Genomic DNA, 14,417 nt, shown 5'->3' with positions numbered 1-14,417 from the left:
CGGCGGCCCGCCCCGCCCCCCCGCCGCCCCCCCCCGGCGCGCCGGCCCCCGCCCCCGCGCGCCCCCCGCGCCCCCGGGGTGCGGGGTACCCCCCCCCCCCCCACCCCCCACTCCCCCGCCAGCGGCCGGGCGCGTGGAAAACCGCAGGACACCGCGGGAAATCACGACAGAAGGTGTCGGGTTTCGCGGGGACAGTAGGGGGCGCCGGTCGGTGTCGTGGTGGCACGGGCCGGGACGACGGACAGACAAGGACCCCCCATGCGCGAAACACCCGACGAGCTCCACCGGCTCCAGGCCCTCCTCGACGCCTCGCTCGCCCGCTCCACCGCGCACCTGCGGTCGATCATCAACAGCGAGCGCACGCTCACCGCCGACCAGCTCACCGGTGTGCTCACCGGCATGTGCACGCTCGCGCTGTCCACGGTGACGGCGAAGGGCGAGCCGCGGATCAGCGGCGTGGACGGGCACTTCCTGCACGGCATGTGGCACTTCGGCACCGCGCGCGGCGCCGCCAAGGCCCGGCACCTCGCCGCCCGGCCCGCCGTCAGCGCCGCGCACCTGCGCGGGGAGGACCTGGGCGTGTTCACCCACGGCACCGCGGAGGTCCTCAACCCGCACGGCGGCGAGCCGGCCGCCGACTGGCCGGAACTGCTCGCGTACTTCCGGGACTTCTACGGCCACGACGCCTTCGACTGGGACAACGACGTCGTCTACTACCGGCTGCACCCGCAGTGGATGACCGCGTTCGCCCCCGACCCCGCCAAGCTCGACGCAGCCGCCGACGAGGCCTGACCCCGCCCGCACCGGGCCCGGCGACAATGGAGCCGGGCCACCGCACCGCAGTCGGCACACACGGGCGGGCCCACCAGGCCCACCAGGCGACACCAGGCAGGCGACGGAAGGGGCGACGTGCGGGCGAGCCGGGCCATCGCGCTGCTGCTGCTCCTGCAGAGCCGGCGGACGATGACCGCCACGGAGCTCTCGGCCGAGCTGGAGGTCTCCGAGCGCACCGTGCAGCGCGACGTCGCCGCGCTGGTGGAGGCCGGGGTGCCGGTGTACGCGGAGCGCGGCCGCGGCGGCGGCTACCGGCTCGTCGACGGCTACCGCACCCGCCTCACCGGCCTCGAACGCGCCGAGGCCGAGGTCCTGCACCTGGCCGGACTGCCGGGCCCGCTGCGCGACATGGGCCTGGCCGGGCAGGCCCTCGCCGCCCGGCTGAAGGTCGCCGCCGCCCTGGGCGACGCCCCCGCGGCCGCCGCCCGGCGCTTCCACCTCGACGCGCCGGCCTGGTTCCGCGACGCCCCGACCCCCGCGCTGCTCGCCGAGGTGTCGCGCGCCGTGTGGGAGGACCGCGTCCTGCACGCCCGCTACGCGGCGCGCTCCGGCACCCGGGAGCGGCGGCTGGAACCGTACGGCCTGGTCCTGAAGGCCGGGCAGTGGTACCTCGCGGCGCGCGGCACCTCCGGCCGGGTCGGCTCGTACCGCGTCGACCGCTTCGAGAGCGCCGAGGCCGGCGACGAACGGTTCGAACGCGACCCGGAGTTCGACCTCGCCGCCTACTGGGCCGCGGCCGCCCGGGAGTTCACCCGCGCCATGCTGCGCGAGCGGGCGGTGGTGCGGCTGAGCCCGTTCGCCGTCGAGAACCTCGCCGCCTTGCTGGAGCCGACCGCCGCCGCCGACGCCCTCGCCACCGCGGGCCCGGCGGACGCCGACGGCTGGGTCACCGCGACCCTGCCGGTCGAGAGCTGGGACATCGGCTACCTCGAACTGCTGCGCCTGGGCCCGGAGGCCGAGGTCCTCCACCCGCCCGAACTGCGGGCCCGCCTGGCCGAGGCGACCCGCCGCGCCGCCGCCCTCTACACCTGACCGCCCCGCCCCCCGACCGGCCCCCTGGAGCGGGCCCGCCGCCGTCCGCGCCGCCCGGGATAGGTTTCCCCTGCCGCACACGGCGGTTCGCGAGAGGGGGCGTACGGGATGGCGGACGGACCCGCGGACCGGCCCGCCGAGTCGTTCGTCCGGCTCGGCGGACGCCGGTTCGCCTACCTGGACTTCGGCGGCCCCGGGCCGGCCGTGCTCGCCCTGCACGGGCACTTCGGGCGGGGCCGGATCTTCGCGCCGCTGGCCGCCGCGCTCGCCGGCCGCTACCGGGTCCTCGCCCTCGACCAGCGCGGGCACGGACTGTCCGACAACGGGGGCGAGTTCACCCCGGACGCCTACGCGGCCGACGCGGCGGCGTTCCTGGAGGCGCTCGGCCCGGTACCGGCCGCCGTGCTGGGGCACTCGATGGGCGGCGCGGTCGCCTTCCACCTCGCCCGCCGGCGCCCCGACCTCGTGGCGGCGCTCGTGGTCGCCGACATGACGACGCTCAACCGGGAGCCCGAGACCAGCCCCGTCCTGGACGTGTCCGGCTGGCCCCGCCGGGCCCCGACCCGCCGCGCCCTGGCCCGGGCGCTGGCGGAACGCGGCGTCCCGGCCGGCTACTTCATGGACAGCGCCGCCGAGTTCCCCGACGGCTGGGGCTTCCTCTTCGACACCGCCGACATGACGGCCTCCCAGGCCGCCCTCACCGGCGACTTCACGGCCGTCTGGAACGCCTCCGCCCAGCCCGCCCTGCTCCTGCGGGCCGCCGACAGCTTCCTCCTCACCCCCGCCACCGCCCGCCGGATGGCCCGCGAACGCCCGAACACCCGCCTGGCGGAGATCCCGGACAGCGGGCACTGGCTCCACACGGACGCCCCCGACGCCTTCGCCCACCAGGTCCACGCCTTCCTCGACCACGCCCACCCGGCGGCCCCCGCGACCGCGGCCGGATGACCCGCACCACCCGGCGCGAGGGCCCGGGCAGCCCGTACGGCCACGGCCGCACCCGCGGCCCCGGCCGCGCCTTCGGAACCACGACCGGAACGCCTTGTTCACCTGCGGGAGAGGAACCCGGCCACTAGAGTCGCGTCCATGACAGACCGCCGCCGGTTCGCGCGGCCCGGGTCTTCGGCCGCACACCGGCGGCAGCACGCGGTCCATCCCGTTCCACCGCACCACCGGCCCGCCCGGCCCGATCCGGCGTGATCCGCATCGCGGCAGGCCGGCCGCCATGTCGCCGAGCAGACGAGGGAACCCGTGTCATGACCATCCGCACCGCCCTCCGCCGCACAGCCGCCGCGGCAGCAGCGGCCGCGCTCGCCACCGGGGCACTGCTGGCAGCCCCGGCCGCCGCCGCACCCGCCCCCACGCCCGCCCCCGCCGCCGTCACCCCGCCCATCACCGTGCTGGCCACCGGCATGCCCGACAAGCCCTTCAGCGATCCCACCGCCGTCAACAACGCCGATGTCGTCGTCGGCTACGCCTGGGCCGACGGACAGAGCAACCAGACCAGCGCGATCCGCTGGAACCCCGACCACCAGCCCACCACCCTGCCGCCACTGCCCGGCGAGGACTACGCGCGGGCCCTGGGGGTGAACGACGCCGGCACCGCCATCGGCACCTCCTGGCCCGCCCCCCGGGCCTACTCGACGGCCACCGCCGTGCGCTGGGCCGCCGACGGCACACCCACCGCCCTGCCCCCGCTGCCCGGCGACACCCACAGCAACCCCACCGCGATCGGCGGCAGCGGCATCGTGGTCGGCGCCTCCACCGACGCCACCGGAAAGAGCCACGCCGTCGCCTGGCACCCGGACGGCACCACCGTCGCCCTCGCCCCCCTGCCCGGCGACGACAACGCCGTGCCCTACGACGTCAACAGCACGGGCGTCGCGGTCGGCCAGTCCTACACCTGGACCGGGCTGCGGCACGGAACCGTCTGGAACCCCGACGGCACCGCCACCGCGTTCGTGACCGACCCGGCCGCCGCCGCCAGCTCGGCAGACCGGATCAACGACGCCGGCGCCGTGGCCGGCCGGGTCTCCCTGCCGGAACCGGGCATCGGGAGCGTCTGGCACGGCCTGCTCCGCTCGGCCGACGGCACCCTGCACGACCTGGGCCCGCGCACCTACCCCGGGGCGATCAACAGCTCGGGCGCCACCGTCGGCGACCACCAGCCCGACCCGGACCTCCCGCGGACGTACGCCGCGCGGTGGAGCCCGGACGGCACCCTCACCCGGCTCGAACTGGACCGGCCCACGGTGGGCAGGACCACCGCTGCGGACATCAACGACTCCGGCACCGTGGCCGGCTACGCGTGGGACGGCATACCCTCCCGGCAGTACCAGTCGGGCAAGGTCTGGGCCCCCGACAACACCGTCACCGACCTCGACCCGGCCGACACCACCAACAGCGCCCGGTTCGTGAACAACACGGGCCTGGTGGTCGGCGTGCGAATGCTCCGGCCGCCGGGCAGCCTCTACCCCTACCGCCAGGCCGCCGTCTGGCGCCCGTGACACCCGGCCGCCCCCGCCCAGCCCCGGGTACGGCCCGGGACAAGGGGACGGGGCACCCCCGCGGGCGGGCGGCCGGCCGCCGAAGACCCCGGCCGGGGCCGGGAGACCGCTCACGGCGGGGAGGCCGCGCCCGCCCCGGCGTCCTCCCGGCCGCGCCGGCTCTCCTCGTGCCACTGCCGGATGCCGCGGACGATGTCCTGGCCGATCCGGTCCAGCAGCGCGGCCGCGCCGTCCATCCGGGCCCCGGCCGCGGTGGCCGGGCCGAGCAGTTCGGCGCCGTGGCGGGTGATCCCGGCGAGCACCGCGTTGCGCTCGGCACTGGCCAGCAGCGCGCGGTGCCAGACGTCGTCGTCGATGACGTACCGCTCGCGGCGGTTGCGCCCGTCGCGCTCCCGGCGGACCAGGGCCTGGACCTCCAGGTAGCCGACCGCCTTCGAGACGGACGCCGGGCTGACCCGCAGGCGCCGCACCAGCTCACCCGCCGTCAGGGCGCCGTCCTCGGTGAGCTGGAGGCAGACCAGCACCCGCGCCGTCATCCGGGGCATGCCGCCGAGCGCCAGGAACTCGGCCAGCCGGTCACCGAATTGGCGGACCTCCTCCGTGTCGCGCCCGGGCACCGCCGGCTCCGGCACCGCCTCCCGGCCGGCCGCCGCGCGCCCGCGCCGGGAGCGCTGGACGGTGGCCCGCTGCGCCCGGTCGGCGCGGTAGCCGGACGGGCCGCCGTTGCGGGCGATCTCCCGGGTGACGGTCGACGTCGGCCGCCCGAGCTGCCGGGCGATCTCGCCGTACCCCCACCCCTCGGCCAGCCCGGTGGCGATCCGGTGGCGCTCCTGCTGGGTCAGTCTGGCTCCGGGCATCCGTCCCCGCCCCTCCTCGGTCGGACTCGGTCGGCCCAGTATCGGCCGACCCCGGCGACTGTTGCAATGGAACGCAGGCAGCTGTTGCATTCGTCGGCACGACCATTGCAAGGATGTCCCCGCTCCCACCTGCACAAACCGTCCACGGCAATGGAGTTGACGTTGACCCGACCGTGAAGCGGCTCCTAGTTTCTTCCCAGGCCACGAACACCACACCGAGGGGGAACACCAGCATGGGAATCACCAGGCGCGCCACCGCGCTGACCGCCACCGCCCTGACCACCGCCCTGACCGCCGCCCTGATCGCGGGCGGCACCGCCACCGCCGCGCCGGCGCCCGCGACCCCGGACGCCCGGAACGGGCACCCCGGCGTCCAGCGGGTCCTGGACCGCGCCGTGACCGAGGGCGGCGTGCCCGGCATCGTCGCCGAGGTCCGCGACGGGCACCGCGCCTGGTTCGGCACCGCGGGCGTCGCCGACCTGACCACCGGGCGCCCCCGCCACGCCCAGGAGCGGTTCCGCATCGGCAGCACCACCAAGACCTTCGTCGCCACCGTCGTCCTCCAACTCGCCGCCGAGGGCCGGCTGGACCTGGACGACAGCGTGGAGCGGTGGCTGCCCGGCCTCGTCGACGGGCCCGGCTACGAGCCGGACCGGATCACCGTCCGGCAGCTGCTCGGCATGACGAGCGGGGTCTACAACTACGCGATGGACGCGAAGGTCCGCGCCGAGAACGAGGGCACCGGCTTCCTGCTCCACCGCTTCGACACCTACACGCCCGAACAGCTCGTCCGCACCGGCACCGCCAACCGCCCGGACTTCGCCCCCGGCGCCGGCTGGACGTACTCCGACACCGGCTACGTCCTCGCCGGGCTGATCGTCGAACGGGCCACCGGGACCAGCCTGGCCGAACAGGTCGACCAGCGCGTCATCACCCCGCTCGGCCTGAGCGGCACCTACACCCCCGACCCCGACGACACCGCCCTGCGCGGCCCGCACGCACGCGCCTACTCCCGCCTGGGCGACCCCTCCCCCACCGCCCCCGTCCACGACGTGACCGAGCTCAGCCCCTCCTGGGGCTACGCCGCCGGCGACATGGTCTCCACCGCCCGCGACCTCGACACCTTCTTCGCCGCGCTGCTGGGCGGACGGCTGCTGCCGCCCGCCCAGCAGCGGGAGTTGCTCACGATGGTCCCCACACCGCCCGGCGCGTGGATCCCGAACGCCGCGTACGGCCTCGGCGTCGGCTCCGTCACCCTGGACTGCGGACCGACCCTCTGGGGCATGGGCGGCGCCATCAACGGCTCCTGGACCTACACCTTCGGCACCCGCGACGGCGGCCACCTGCTCACCACCAACATCAACGGCGACTGGACCAACGGCAGTTGGCCGATCGCGGTGTTCACCTCCGAGCTGGAGGCCGAGTTCTGCCCCCGGCCCTGACCCGCACCGGGCCCCGGTCGGTACGACCCAGGGATCCGGCCGGGGGCCGGGCGTAGCATCGGGCGGGTGTGGGAGCGACTGGAGATCGAGGGTTTCGTGGTCCTGGCCGAGGAGTTGCACTTCGGGCGGACGGCCGAGCGGCTGGGGGTCTCCAGGGCGCGGGTGAGCCAGACGATCCAGCGGCTGGAGCGCCGGGTGGGCGCGCCGCTGTTCGAGCGGACCAGTCGGCGGGTGCGGCTGACGGAGCTGGGGCGGCGGCTGCTGGAGGACGTCGGCCCGGCGTACCGGCGGATCGGGGACGGGCTGGAGCGGGCGCGGGCCGCGGCCCGGGGCGTCGAGGGGGTGCTCACGGTCGGCTACCTCGGCGGTGCGGCCGGGGAGTTCGTGATGGAGGTGATCGGCGCCTTCGCCCGCCGGCACCCGGGCATCGACGTGCGCATCCACGAGACGCAGGTGGCGTCCATGTTCGAGCCGCTGCGCGGCGGCGGGGCGCAGGTGCTGGTCACCCAGTTCCCGGTGGAGGAGGAGGACCTCGTACGGGGCCCGATGGTGCTGCGGGTGCCGCGGATGCTGGCGGTGCCGGCCAACCACGTGCTGGCCAGGCGGGAGTCGGTCGGGGTGGAGGACCTGGCGCGGGACCGGGTGTTCGCCTGCACGGGGCACGTCCCCGGGTACTGGCAGGAGTGGTTGGCGCCGTCCGTGACGCCCGGGGGGCGGGTGGTGGAGCGCGGGCGGTCGGCGGCGACGCTGGCGGAGACCCTGGCGATGGTCGGGGCGGGGCAGGGCATCTCGCCGGTGGGGGCGGACGTGGCGGCGCACTCGGCGCCGCCGGGGGTGGTGTTCGTGCCGTTCGTGGACGCCGAGCCGCTCGAGTACGGGCTGGTGTGGCGGGCGGGCGGGGACAGTGCGCGGGTGCGGGCGTTCGCGGCGGTCGCGGTGGAGCGGGCCCGGGGGTGGAACCGGGAGTGGGCGGAGCCCCCGACAGCGGCGGTGGCGGTGGGGGCGGTGGGCCGGGACCGGTAAGCCGGGCTTACCGGTCGTTGCGCGTTCGGGGGCTGATCCGCGGGGCGGCGGCGGCCAGGCTGGTGCCATGACCAGCGATCTCTCGGCGCGCCGCGCCCCCTGCCCCTCCCCCACCAACGCCCGTGCGCCTGAACTTCCGGCCGGCGCCACCCTGTTCGCGCTCGCCCTCGGCGCGTTCGCGGTGGGCTCCGCCGAGGTGGTGGTCGCCGGGCTGCTGCCGCGGATCGCCGAGGACACGGGGGTGTCCCTGCCCACGGCGGGGGTGCTGGTGTCCGGGTACGCGGTGGGCATGGTCGTGGGGGCTCCCCTGCTGACCGCGCTCGGGGTCCGCGTCGCCCGCCGGCGGATGCTGCTCTACCTGGTCGGCCTGTTCATCGCGGCCGGCCTGGTCACCGCGCTCGCGCCGGGCTTCGGCGCGCTGCTGGCGGGGCGGGTGCTGTCCGCGCTGGCCGGCGGGGCGTACGTGGGGATCGCCTCCGCGGTGGCGACCTCGCTGGTGCCCGCGCGGCGCAGGGCCGGCGCGATCGCCGCCGTGTTCACGGGGCTCGGCCTCGCCAACGTGCTCGGGGTGCCCGGCGGTACCGCGCTCGGGCAGGCGCTGGGCTGGCGGGCCACGTTCTGGGCGGTGACCGCGCTGGGCGTGGTGCTGCTGGTCGCGCTGGCCGTCCTGCTGCCGCACGGGCCGGCGGCCCCGCGGGCCGGACTGCGGGCCGAGCTGCGGGTGTTCCGGCGTGCGGGGGTGTGGCTGGCCCTGGCCGCGACGGCCTTCGGCTGGGCGCCCTTCCTGACCGTCCTCACCTACGTCTCGCCGCTGCTGACCGAGGTCACGGGCTTCGGGTCCGGCGCGGTGCCGGTGGTGCTGATGCTGGTCGGCGTGGGCATGGTGGTCGGCACCCCGCTGGCGGGCCGGCTGGCCGACCGGGCGCCGGCGGCCGCGCTGTACGCGGCGCTGGCCGGGGTGACGGCCGTTCCGCTGCTGCTGCTCGCCGCCGTGCACAGCCGGGCCGCCGTGGCCGCCGTCTTCCTGCTGTTCGGCCTGGCCGGCGGGGCGGTCATCCCGCCGTTGCAGGCCCGGGTGCTGGCGCGGGCGAGCGGCGCGGACAACCTCGCCTCGGCCGCGAACATCTCCGCCTTCAACATCGGCAACGCGGGCGGCCCCCTGCTGGCGGGCGCGGCCCTGTCCGCCGGGGCCGGGTACACCGCACCGCTGGGGATCGCCGCCGCACTCGGCGCGGTGGGACTGGCGCTGGCCTGGGCGGCGCAGCGCAGCGACCGGCGCGGGTAGCGCCCGGGCCGGCGGGCGGACCGGCCCGTCTGCGGGGTGTGATGCGACCGGTGGGCCCGAGCGGTCGCATCACGCCGCCGCGCGTGCCCGACACCGGCGCCGTCACTAGCGGGCCGGCGGGCTCGGCGGTCGGGGGGTTCAGTGGTCGGGGGGGTTCAGTGGTCGGCGACGAGGCGCAGGGCGGTGCGTGCGACGGCCTCGTGGACGGGGACGGTGCCGGAGACGAGTTCCAGGACGCGCGGGTGCGTGGCGGGTGTGGTGAGCAGGTCGGCGAGGACGGCCGCGACGTCGGCCCGGTCGATCTCGCCGGGGCCGGTGTGTTCGGCGAGGTGGACCCGGCCGGTGCCGGGCCCGTCGCGGAACCAGGCGGGGCGCAGCACGGTGCAGTCGAGGGCGGGGCGGGAGAGCAGGTCCTGGTCGGCTCTGCCCTTGGCCTGGAGGAAGGTCTCGACGAGGGGGTCGGGCGGGTAGTGGATGGCGGGGTCGGCGCCCATGGCGGAGAGCATGACGAAGCGTCGTACTCCGGCGAGTTGGGTGGCGTCGGCGAGGGTGAGGGCGGCGTCGTGGTCGACGGGGTCGGCCTGTCCGGGGGCGTTGCCGCGGCCGGCGCCGGCGGCGAAGAGCACCGCCTGGGCGTCGGTGAGCAGGTGTGCGAGGTGGTGGGGGGTGGTGTGGGCCAGGTCGGTGACGGCGGGTTGGGCGCCGGCGGCGCGTACGGTGGCGGCTTGTTCCGGGCGCCGGATGATCCCGGTCACCGGTAGGCCCCGGGTGGTGAGGAGACGGGTCGTCAGGAGTGCGACCCTGCCGTGGCCGCCCGCGATCACAACCGACATGCCGGTACCTTACGGGGCCGGTGCCCGCCCGGCCGCGACCGGCGCGCGTTTCGGGGCGGGGCGGGCGAGGCGCGGCGGCGGCGGGCGGGGCGGGTGGTGTGTCAGACGGCGACGAAGCGGCGGTGGCCGTCGGCGGCGAGGATGCGGCCGAAGCGCATGCCGGGGAAGTGGGCGGCGACGAGGAGGTCGTCGGTGTCGGCGGCTTCGTCGGCGATGCGGTTGCGCGCCGCGGAGGCGGCCTGCGGGTCGATGTCCCAGATCACCTGCCAGTCGCGTTCGCCGAACTGGACGACGGAGTGGGCGATGTCGCCGAGCAGCAGTGCGCGGCGGCCGCCGGAGGACAGGACGTAGGCGGTGGTGCCGGGGGTGTGGCCGGGCACGTGGAGGGCGTCGATGCCGGGGGCGATGGTGAAGTCGGTGTCGAAGAGCTCGAGTCGGTCTTCGACGGGGGTGAGTGTGGCGACGGCTTCGGGGGTGGCGGCGGGGCCGGTGACGAAGTGCTGCCAGTCGGCGCGGTGGGCGCGGTAGGTGGCGCGCGGGAAGACCGGCCGGCCGTCGACGGCGGCCCAGCCGACGTGGTCGAAGTGCAGGTGGGTGAAGAGCACGTCGGTGACGTCGGCGGGGGTGACACCGTGGGCGGCGAGCGAGCCGAGCAGGGCGCCGCCGTGGTAGCGGCCGACGTCCCGGGGCCCGACTCCGGCGTCGACCAGGACGGTCCGCTCCCCGCTGCGGACCAGGAAGCCGCCGAGGGGCAGGGTGAGGGTGCCGTGCGGGTCGAGGTGGTGGGCGTGGCAGGCCCAGGGGTGGTCGGTGCCGGGGCGGGTGAGGATCTCGGCGGCGGTCTCGGTGCCTTCTCCGTCCATGACCGCCAGGACCTCGATGTCGCCGATCCTCATGTGCTGCCCCTCTCGTGACGGTGCGTCGTGGGCCCGGGTGGAACGGGGGTCCGTTCGTGGGCCATCGGTGGCAACCGTGCCGGGCGGGCGGGGATTCCCGCCGGTGGGGGGCCGGGCCCCGCCGCCCCTTGCCCGAGGGGGCGGCGGGGCCCTTCCACCCGCGCCAGATGGTCTGTGGGGCCGTCAGACGGCCGCGAGGAGGGGCCCGGGGGCCGCGTCGGCCGGTGCGGCGGCGGGTGCGGCCGCGCCGGGGGCGGGGGCGGGGCGGGTGAGGCAGTCGTCGGTGAAGGCGAGGGCCCGCAGGTGGTAGGGGCGGGCGGCGTGGCCCAGGGAGAGGTTGTGGCCGGCGCGGCGGGCGGTGGCCAGGTGGGCGAGGCCGTCGGGGAAGGCGGCGGTCAGGGCGGCGCGGTGGGCCGCCTCCAGGCGCCACCAGTGCTCGTGGTCGGCGAGGGTGAGGCGTACGGGGACGCGTACGCGGGCGGCGAGGGCGTTGTAGCGGGCGGGCCAGGTGGCCAGTTCGCGGGATTCGAGGGCGGGGACGGGGGTGAGCAGGGTGCGGGCGGCGTGGAAGGTGCCGGGCGGGTAGAGGTGGAGGGGGCCCCAGTTGAGGCGGCCGCCGCCGGCGAGGTCGTCGGGGCGGTCCCAGGCGCCGGGGGCGTAGTGCTGGGCGAGGCCGGAGATGTCGCAGCCGAGCAGGGGCAGGCGGGGGTCGTCGGGCCAGTGGGCGGCGAGTTGGAGGGCTATTTTGCCGCCGAAGGAGTGGGCGAGGAGTTGGACGCCGGCGCCGGTGGGGTGGGCGCGGGCGTAGTCGGTGAGGGCGGCGTGGAGGGTGGCGGCCTGGTCGGCGATGAGCTGGCCGTGCGGCAGGCGGTGGGCGGAGGCGCCGTGGCCGGGGCGGTCGACGGCGAGGACGGTGTAGCCGAGGTCGGCGGCGAGGGTGAGCAGGCTGGTGTCGGGGTGGGCGGGGCCGGCGAAGTAGGCGGCGCGCATGCCGCGGCCGTGGATGGCGAGGACGACGGCCTTGGGGGCGTGGTGTTCGGGTTCGGCGACCAGGGCGGAGACGGGGATGCCGGCGGCGTCCAGGACCAGGGAGCGGGTGCGCAGGTCGTTCTTCACGCGGCGACCCCCGCTCTGGCGGCGTCGAGGTCGGCGAGCCAGCCGGTGAGGTCGCCGGTGCGCATCAGGGAGGTGCCGATGAGCAGGGCGGCGTAGCCGGCGTCGAGGAGGCGGGCGGCGTCGTGGGGGTCGGTGATGGCGGAGGCGGAGACGGGGGCGCGGCAGCCGGCGGCGCGTAGGGCGGGTAGCAGGCGCAGGCTGCGGCCGAGGTCGCCGCGGTCGCGTTCGCGGGTGCGGATGTCCTTGTTGTTGACGGCGACGACGCATTCGGCGATGCGGGGCAGGGTGTCGAGTTCGCGTTCCTCGGTGATCTCGACGAAGGGGGTCAGGCCGAGGTCGAGGGCGGTGGTGACGAGGCGGGTGAGGGAGGTGGCGGGCAGCAGGGCGGCGGTGAGCAGGACGGCGGAGGCGCCGAGGGCTCGGGCGGCTTCGAGTTGGGCGGGGCGGGTGAGGAAGTCCTTCTGGAGGACGGGGAGTTGGGTGGCGGCGGTGACCTCGCGCAGGAGGCGGGGGGTGCCGCCGAACCAGCGGCCGGTGACGACGGACAGGCAGGGGGCGCCGGCCTGTTCGTAGCGGGTGACGAGGTCGGTGACGGTGCGGGGGCCCAGGAGGTCGGCGCCGTGGGGGTCGCGGAGTTTGACCTCCATGACCAGGGGGCGGGGGGCGGCCAGCAGGGCGTCGATGAAGCTCGGGCTCATGCGGGGGTCTCCTGGAGGCGCGGGTGCCAGGCGCGGGTGAGGGCGGTGACGGCTTCGTGGGTGAAGCGGCCGGTGCGGTCGCGGGCGGCGGTGTCGATGTCGGCGCCGGCGTACAGGGGGTGGTCGGTGACGGTGCGGTAGGTGTCGCGGTTGGTGGTGTTGAGGCCGCCGGCGAGGAGGAAGGGGATGGTGAGGCGGGGCAGCAGGGCGTGGACGTGGGCGGGGTCCAGGGCCTGGCCGGTGGAGCCGACGCGGCCGTCGTCGGTGACGGTGTCCAGGAGGAACAGGTCGCAGCCGGCGCGTTCGAAGGCGCCGGTGAAGGCGCGTTCCAGGCAGCGGCCGCGGGAGAGGTGGAGGACTTTGACGAGGACGGCGTACGGGAGCTGTTCGCGCAGGTCGGCGACGAGGGCGGGGCTCTGGTAGGCGTGGAGCTGGATCCAGCGGATGCCGGTGGCGCGGGCGAGGGCGGCGATCTTTCGGGCGTCGTCGAGGAAGGTGACGAGGACGGGTTCCAGGCCCAGGCGGATGGCGGTGGCGGCGAGGTCGGCGAGGCGGTCGGCTTCGAGGTCGGCGGGGCCGCCGGGGACGCCGTGCCACAGGCCCACCAGGGTGGGGCCGGTGTCGGCGAGGAGGGCGAGGTCGGCGCGGGTGCGGGCGCCGCAGACCTTGAGGTGGCCGGCGCGCCGGGGGGCCAGCAGGGCGGGGGCGGTCATTTGCCGAGTCCGAGCATGGCGGCGATGCGGTTGTACTGGATCTCGTTGCTGCCGGAGTAGATGGTGCCGGCGACCGCGTTGCGCACGTCCTTCTCCAGTCCGTACTCGGACATGTAGCCGTTGCCGCCGAAGACCTGGACGGCGGCCAGCGAGGTGGCGAGGTTGGACTCGCTGGTGAGGAGTTTGGCGATGGCCATGTCGACGGTGACGTTGTCGCCGGCCTCCAGGCGCTGGGCGGTGTCGTACAGCCACTTGCGGGCGGTCTCGAGGCGGATCTTGGTGTCGACGATCTTGTTGGCGACCGACTGGTAGGAGCCGATGGGCTTGCCGAAGGACATGCGGGTCTTGGCGTAGTCCAGGCAGCGGGTGAGGCGGTGCTGCATCTCGCCGGTGTTGACGATGAAGGTGTAGAGGATCTCGCGTTTCATGACGTGGTCGAGGACGAGGAAGCCGCCGCCGACGCGGCCCAGGACGCGGTCGGCGGGGACGCGGACGTCGTCGAAGTAGAGCTCGGAGAGCGGGGAGGTGCGCAGGCCCATCTTCTTGATGGGGTTTCCGGTGGTCAGGCCGGGGGTGTCGGCGTCGACGAGGAAGGCGGTGACGCCGAGGGCGCCGCCCTGGGGGTGGGTGCGGGCGTAGACGACGACGACGTCGGCGACGGGGCCGTTGGAGACGAAGGTCTTGGCGCCGTTGAGGACGAAGTGGTCGCCGTCGCGTACGGCGCGGGTGCGCATCTGCATGGCGTCGGAGCCGGACTCGGACTCGGTGATGGCGTGGGCGCCGATGGCCTCGCCGGAGGCGATGCGGGGCAGGTAGGCGTCCTTGAGGGCGGGTGAGCCGAAGGCCTGCAGGGGGACGCCGGTGGAGGCCATGGAGGTGGTGACGGAGAAGTTGAGGCCGCCGTCGCGGCAGGTGTGGCCGAGGCCTTCGAGGACGTACATGGTGGTGAGCAGGGACTGGCCCAGGCCGCCGTAGCGTTCCTCGAAGGGCAGGGAGAGGATGCCGGTCTTCTGGATCATGCGCCACTTGTCGTGGGAGAAGGCGGCCTGTTCGTCGCCTTCGATGTGGCCGGCGCTGAGGTCGTCGCCGAAGCGGGCCAGGCCCTCGCGCAGGGCCGTCTGGTCGGCGTTCCAGCGGATCATGGGATGTGCCGCCTTCCTCCCGGGCCGCCGGTGCGGGGC

General features: G+C 75.9%; 14 protein-coding genes. 7 read left to right on the top strand and 7 right to left on the bottom strand.

Annotated features, from left to right (window positions below):
* Positions 1-258 precede the first annotated feature (258 nt).
* The 4 genes from ACFVU7_RS33400 (at position 259) to ACFVU7_RS33385 (ending at position 4,373) form a co-directional block, all read left to right on the top strand.
* The gene (locus ACFVU7_RS33400) at positions 259-792 is read left to right on the top strand and encodes a pyridoxamine 5'-phosphate oxidase family protein (protein ID WP_380740899.1); all 534 of its coding nucleotides are present in this window, start codon (positions 259-261) and stop codon (positions 790-792) included.
* 117 nt (positions 793-909) lie between these two features.
* Complete coding sequence (locus tag ACFVU7_RS33395) at positions 910-1,866, top strand: helix-turn-helix transcriptional regulator (protein WP_388048806.1); 957 nt, start codon at positions 910-912, stop codon at positions 1,864-1,866.
* A gap of 108 nt (positions 1,867-1,974) precedes the next feature.
* On the top strand, positions 1,975-2,814 hold the full coding sequence (locus ACFVU7_RS33390; RefSeq protein WP_388048804.1) for an alpha/beta fold hydrolase: 840 nt from the start codon (positions 1,975-1,977) through the stop codon (positions 2,812-2,814).
* Positions 2,815-3,122: 308 nt separating this feature from the next.
* A complete protein-coding gene (locus ACFVU7_RS33385; RefSeq protein WP_388048802.1) occupies positions 3,123-4,373 on the top strand; it encodes a hypothetical protein in 1,251 nt (416 codons plus the stop codon).
* A 110-nt stretch (positions 4,374-4,483) separates the two neighbouring features.
* Here the strand turns inward: ACFVU7_RS33385 and ACFVU7_RS33380 are convergent, their stop codons facing one another.
* Positions 4,484-5,230 (bottom strand): MarR family transcriptional regulator, encoded by a 747-nt coding sequence (locus ACFVU7_RS33380; RefSeq protein ID WP_387968870.1) that lies wholly within the window; start codon positions 5,228-5,230, stop codon positions 4,484-4,486.
* Positions 5,231-5,463: 233 nt separating this feature from the next.
* Between ACFVU7_RS33380 and ACFVU7_RS33375 the strand changes: the two genes are divergently transcribed.
* The 3 genes from ACFVU7_RS33375 (at position 5,464) to ACFVU7_RS33365 (ending at position 8,980) form a co-directional block, all read left to right on the top strand.
* Positions 5,464-6,672 (top strand): serine hydrolase domain-containing protein, encoded by a 1,209-nt coding sequence (locus ACFVU7_RS33375; RefSeq protein ID WP_388048800.1) that lies wholly within the window; start codon positions 5,464-5,466, stop codon positions 6,670-6,672.
* A 66-nt stretch (positions 6,673-6,738) separates the two neighbouring features.
* Positions 6,739-7,695, top strand: a complete 957-nt coding sequence (locus tag ACFVU7_RS33370; protein WP_388048798.1) for a LysR family transcriptional regulator — start codon at positions 6,739-6,741, stop codon at positions 7,693-7,695.
* 67 nt (positions 7,696-7,762) lie between these two features.
* Positions 7,763-8,980 carry an MFS transporter gene (locus ACFVU7_RS33365; RefSeq protein ID WP_388048796.1) on the top strand — a complete coding sequence of 406 codons (1,218 nt, stop codon included), beginning with the start codon at positions 7,763-7,765 and terminating at the stop codon, positions 8,978-8,980.
* Positions 8,981-9,135: 155 nt separating this feature from the next.
* Here ACFVU7_RS33365 and ACFVU7_RS33360 read toward each other — a convergent pair whose 3' ends face one another.
* The 6 genes from ACFVU7_RS33360 to ACFVU7_RS33335 form a co-directional block, all read right to left on the bottom strand.
* Positions 9,136-9,813, bottom strand: coding sequence for an NAD(P)H-binding protein (locus tag ACFVU7_RS33360; RefSeq protein ID WP_388048795.1), 678 nt, complete (start codon positions 9,811-9,813; stop codon positions 9,136-9,138).
* A gap of 101 nt (positions 9,814-9,914) precedes the next feature.
* Positions 9,915-10,709 (bottom strand): MBL fold metallo-hydrolase, encoded by a 795-nt coding sequence (locus ACFVU7_RS33355; protein ID WP_388048793.1) that lies wholly within the window; start codon positions 10,707-10,709, stop codon positions 9,915-9,917.
* Positions 10,710-10,892: 183 nt separating this feature from the next.
* Positions 10,893-11,825 carry an alpha/beta hydrolase gene (locus tag ACFVU7_RS33350; protein WP_388048792.1) on the bottom strand — a complete coding sequence of 311 codons (933 nt, stop codon included), beginning with the start codon at positions 11,823-11,825 and terminating at the stop codon, positions 10,893-10,895.
* A complete protein-coding gene (locus ACFVU7_RS33345; protein ID WP_049656707.1) occupies positions 11,822-12,523 on the bottom strand; it encodes an indole-3-glycerol-phosphate synthase in 702 nt (233 codons plus the stop codon). The genes ACFVU7_RS33350 and ACFVU7_RS33345 overlap by 4 nt, the downstream gene beginning before the upstream one ends.
* The gene (locus ACFVU7_RS33340; RefSeq protein ID WP_074006269.1) at positions 12,520-13,236 is read right to left on the bottom strand and encodes a hypothetical protein; all 717 of its coding nucleotides are present in this window, start codon (positions 13,234-13,236) and stop codon (positions 12,520-12,522) included. Before ACFVU7_RS33340 ends, ACFVU7_RS33345 begins: the two co-directional genes overlap by 4 nt.
* Positions 13,233-14,378 carry an acyl-CoA dehydrogenase family protein gene (locus ACFVU7_RS33335; RefSeq protein WP_049656704.1) on the bottom strand — a complete coding sequence of 382 codons (1,146 nt, stop codon included), beginning with the start codon at positions 14,376-14,378 and terminating at the stop codon, positions 13,233-13,235. The genes ACFVU7_RS33340 and ACFVU7_RS33335 overlap by 4 nt, the downstream gene beginning before the upstream one ends.
* Positions 14,379-14,417 lie beyond the last annotated feature (39 nt).

The organism is Kitasatospora sp. NPDC058046, assembly GCF_042885595.1.
GTDB lineage: Bacteria > Actinomycetota > Actinomycetes > Streptomycetales > Streptomycetaceae > Kitasatospora.
The sequence above is the reverse complement of the archived record's forward strand: the minus strand, read 5'-3'. Positions and strand labels throughout refer to the sequence as shown.

What these genes read in the sequence shown, in the direction of transcription:
- ACFVU7_RS33355 (WP_388048793.1), bottom strand. Translation starts at nt 10,709, where the DNA reads ATGAGGATCGGCGACATCGAGGTCCTGGCGGTCATGGACGGAGAAGGC.
- ACFVU7_RS33365 (WP_388048796.1), top strand. Translation starts at nt 7,763, where the DNA reads ATGACCAGCGATCTCTCGGCGCGCCGCGCCCCCTGCCCCTCCCCCACC.
- ACFVU7_RS33400 (WP_380740899.1), top strand. Translation starts at nt 259, where the DNA reads ATGCGCGAAACACCCGACGAGCTCCACCGGCTCCAGGCCCTCCTCGAC.
- ACFVU7_RS33390 (WP_388048804.1), top strand. Translation starts at nt 1,975, where the DNA reads ATGGCGGACGGACCCGCGGACCGGCCCGCCGAGTCGTTCGTCCGGCTC.
- ACFVU7_RS33380 (WP_387968870.1), bottom strand. Translation starts at nt 5,230, where the DNA reads ATGCCCGGAGCCAGACTGACCCAGCAGGAGCGCCACCGGATCGCCACC.
- ACFVU7_RS33375 (WP_388048800.1), top strand. Translation starts at nt 5,464, where the DNA reads ATGGGAATCACCAGGCGCGCCACCGCGCTGACCGCCACCGCCCTGACC.
- ACFVU7_RS33360 (WP_388048795.1), bottom strand. Translation starts at nt 9,813, where the DNA reads ATGTCGGTTGTGATCGCGGGCGGCCACGGCAGGGTCGCACTCCTGACG.
- ACFVU7_RS33345 (WP_049656707.1), bottom strand. Translation starts at nt 12,523, where the DNA reads ATGAGCCCGAGCTTCATCGACGCCCTGCTGGCCGCCCCCCGCCCCCTG.
- ACFVU7_RS33335 (WP_049656704.1), bottom strand. Translation starts at nt 14,378, where the DNA reads ATGATCCGCTGGAACGCCGACCAGACGGCCCTGCGCGAGGGCCTGGCC.
- ACFVU7_RS33340 (WP_074006269.1), bottom strand. Translation starts at nt 13,236, where the DNA reads ATGACCGCCCCCGCCCTGCTGGCCCCCCGGCGCGCCGGCCACCTCAAG.
- ACFVU7_RS33385 (WP_388048802.1), top strand. Translation starts at nt 3,123, where the DNA reads ATGACCATCCGCACCGCCCTCCGCCGCACAGCCGCCGCGGCAGCAGCG.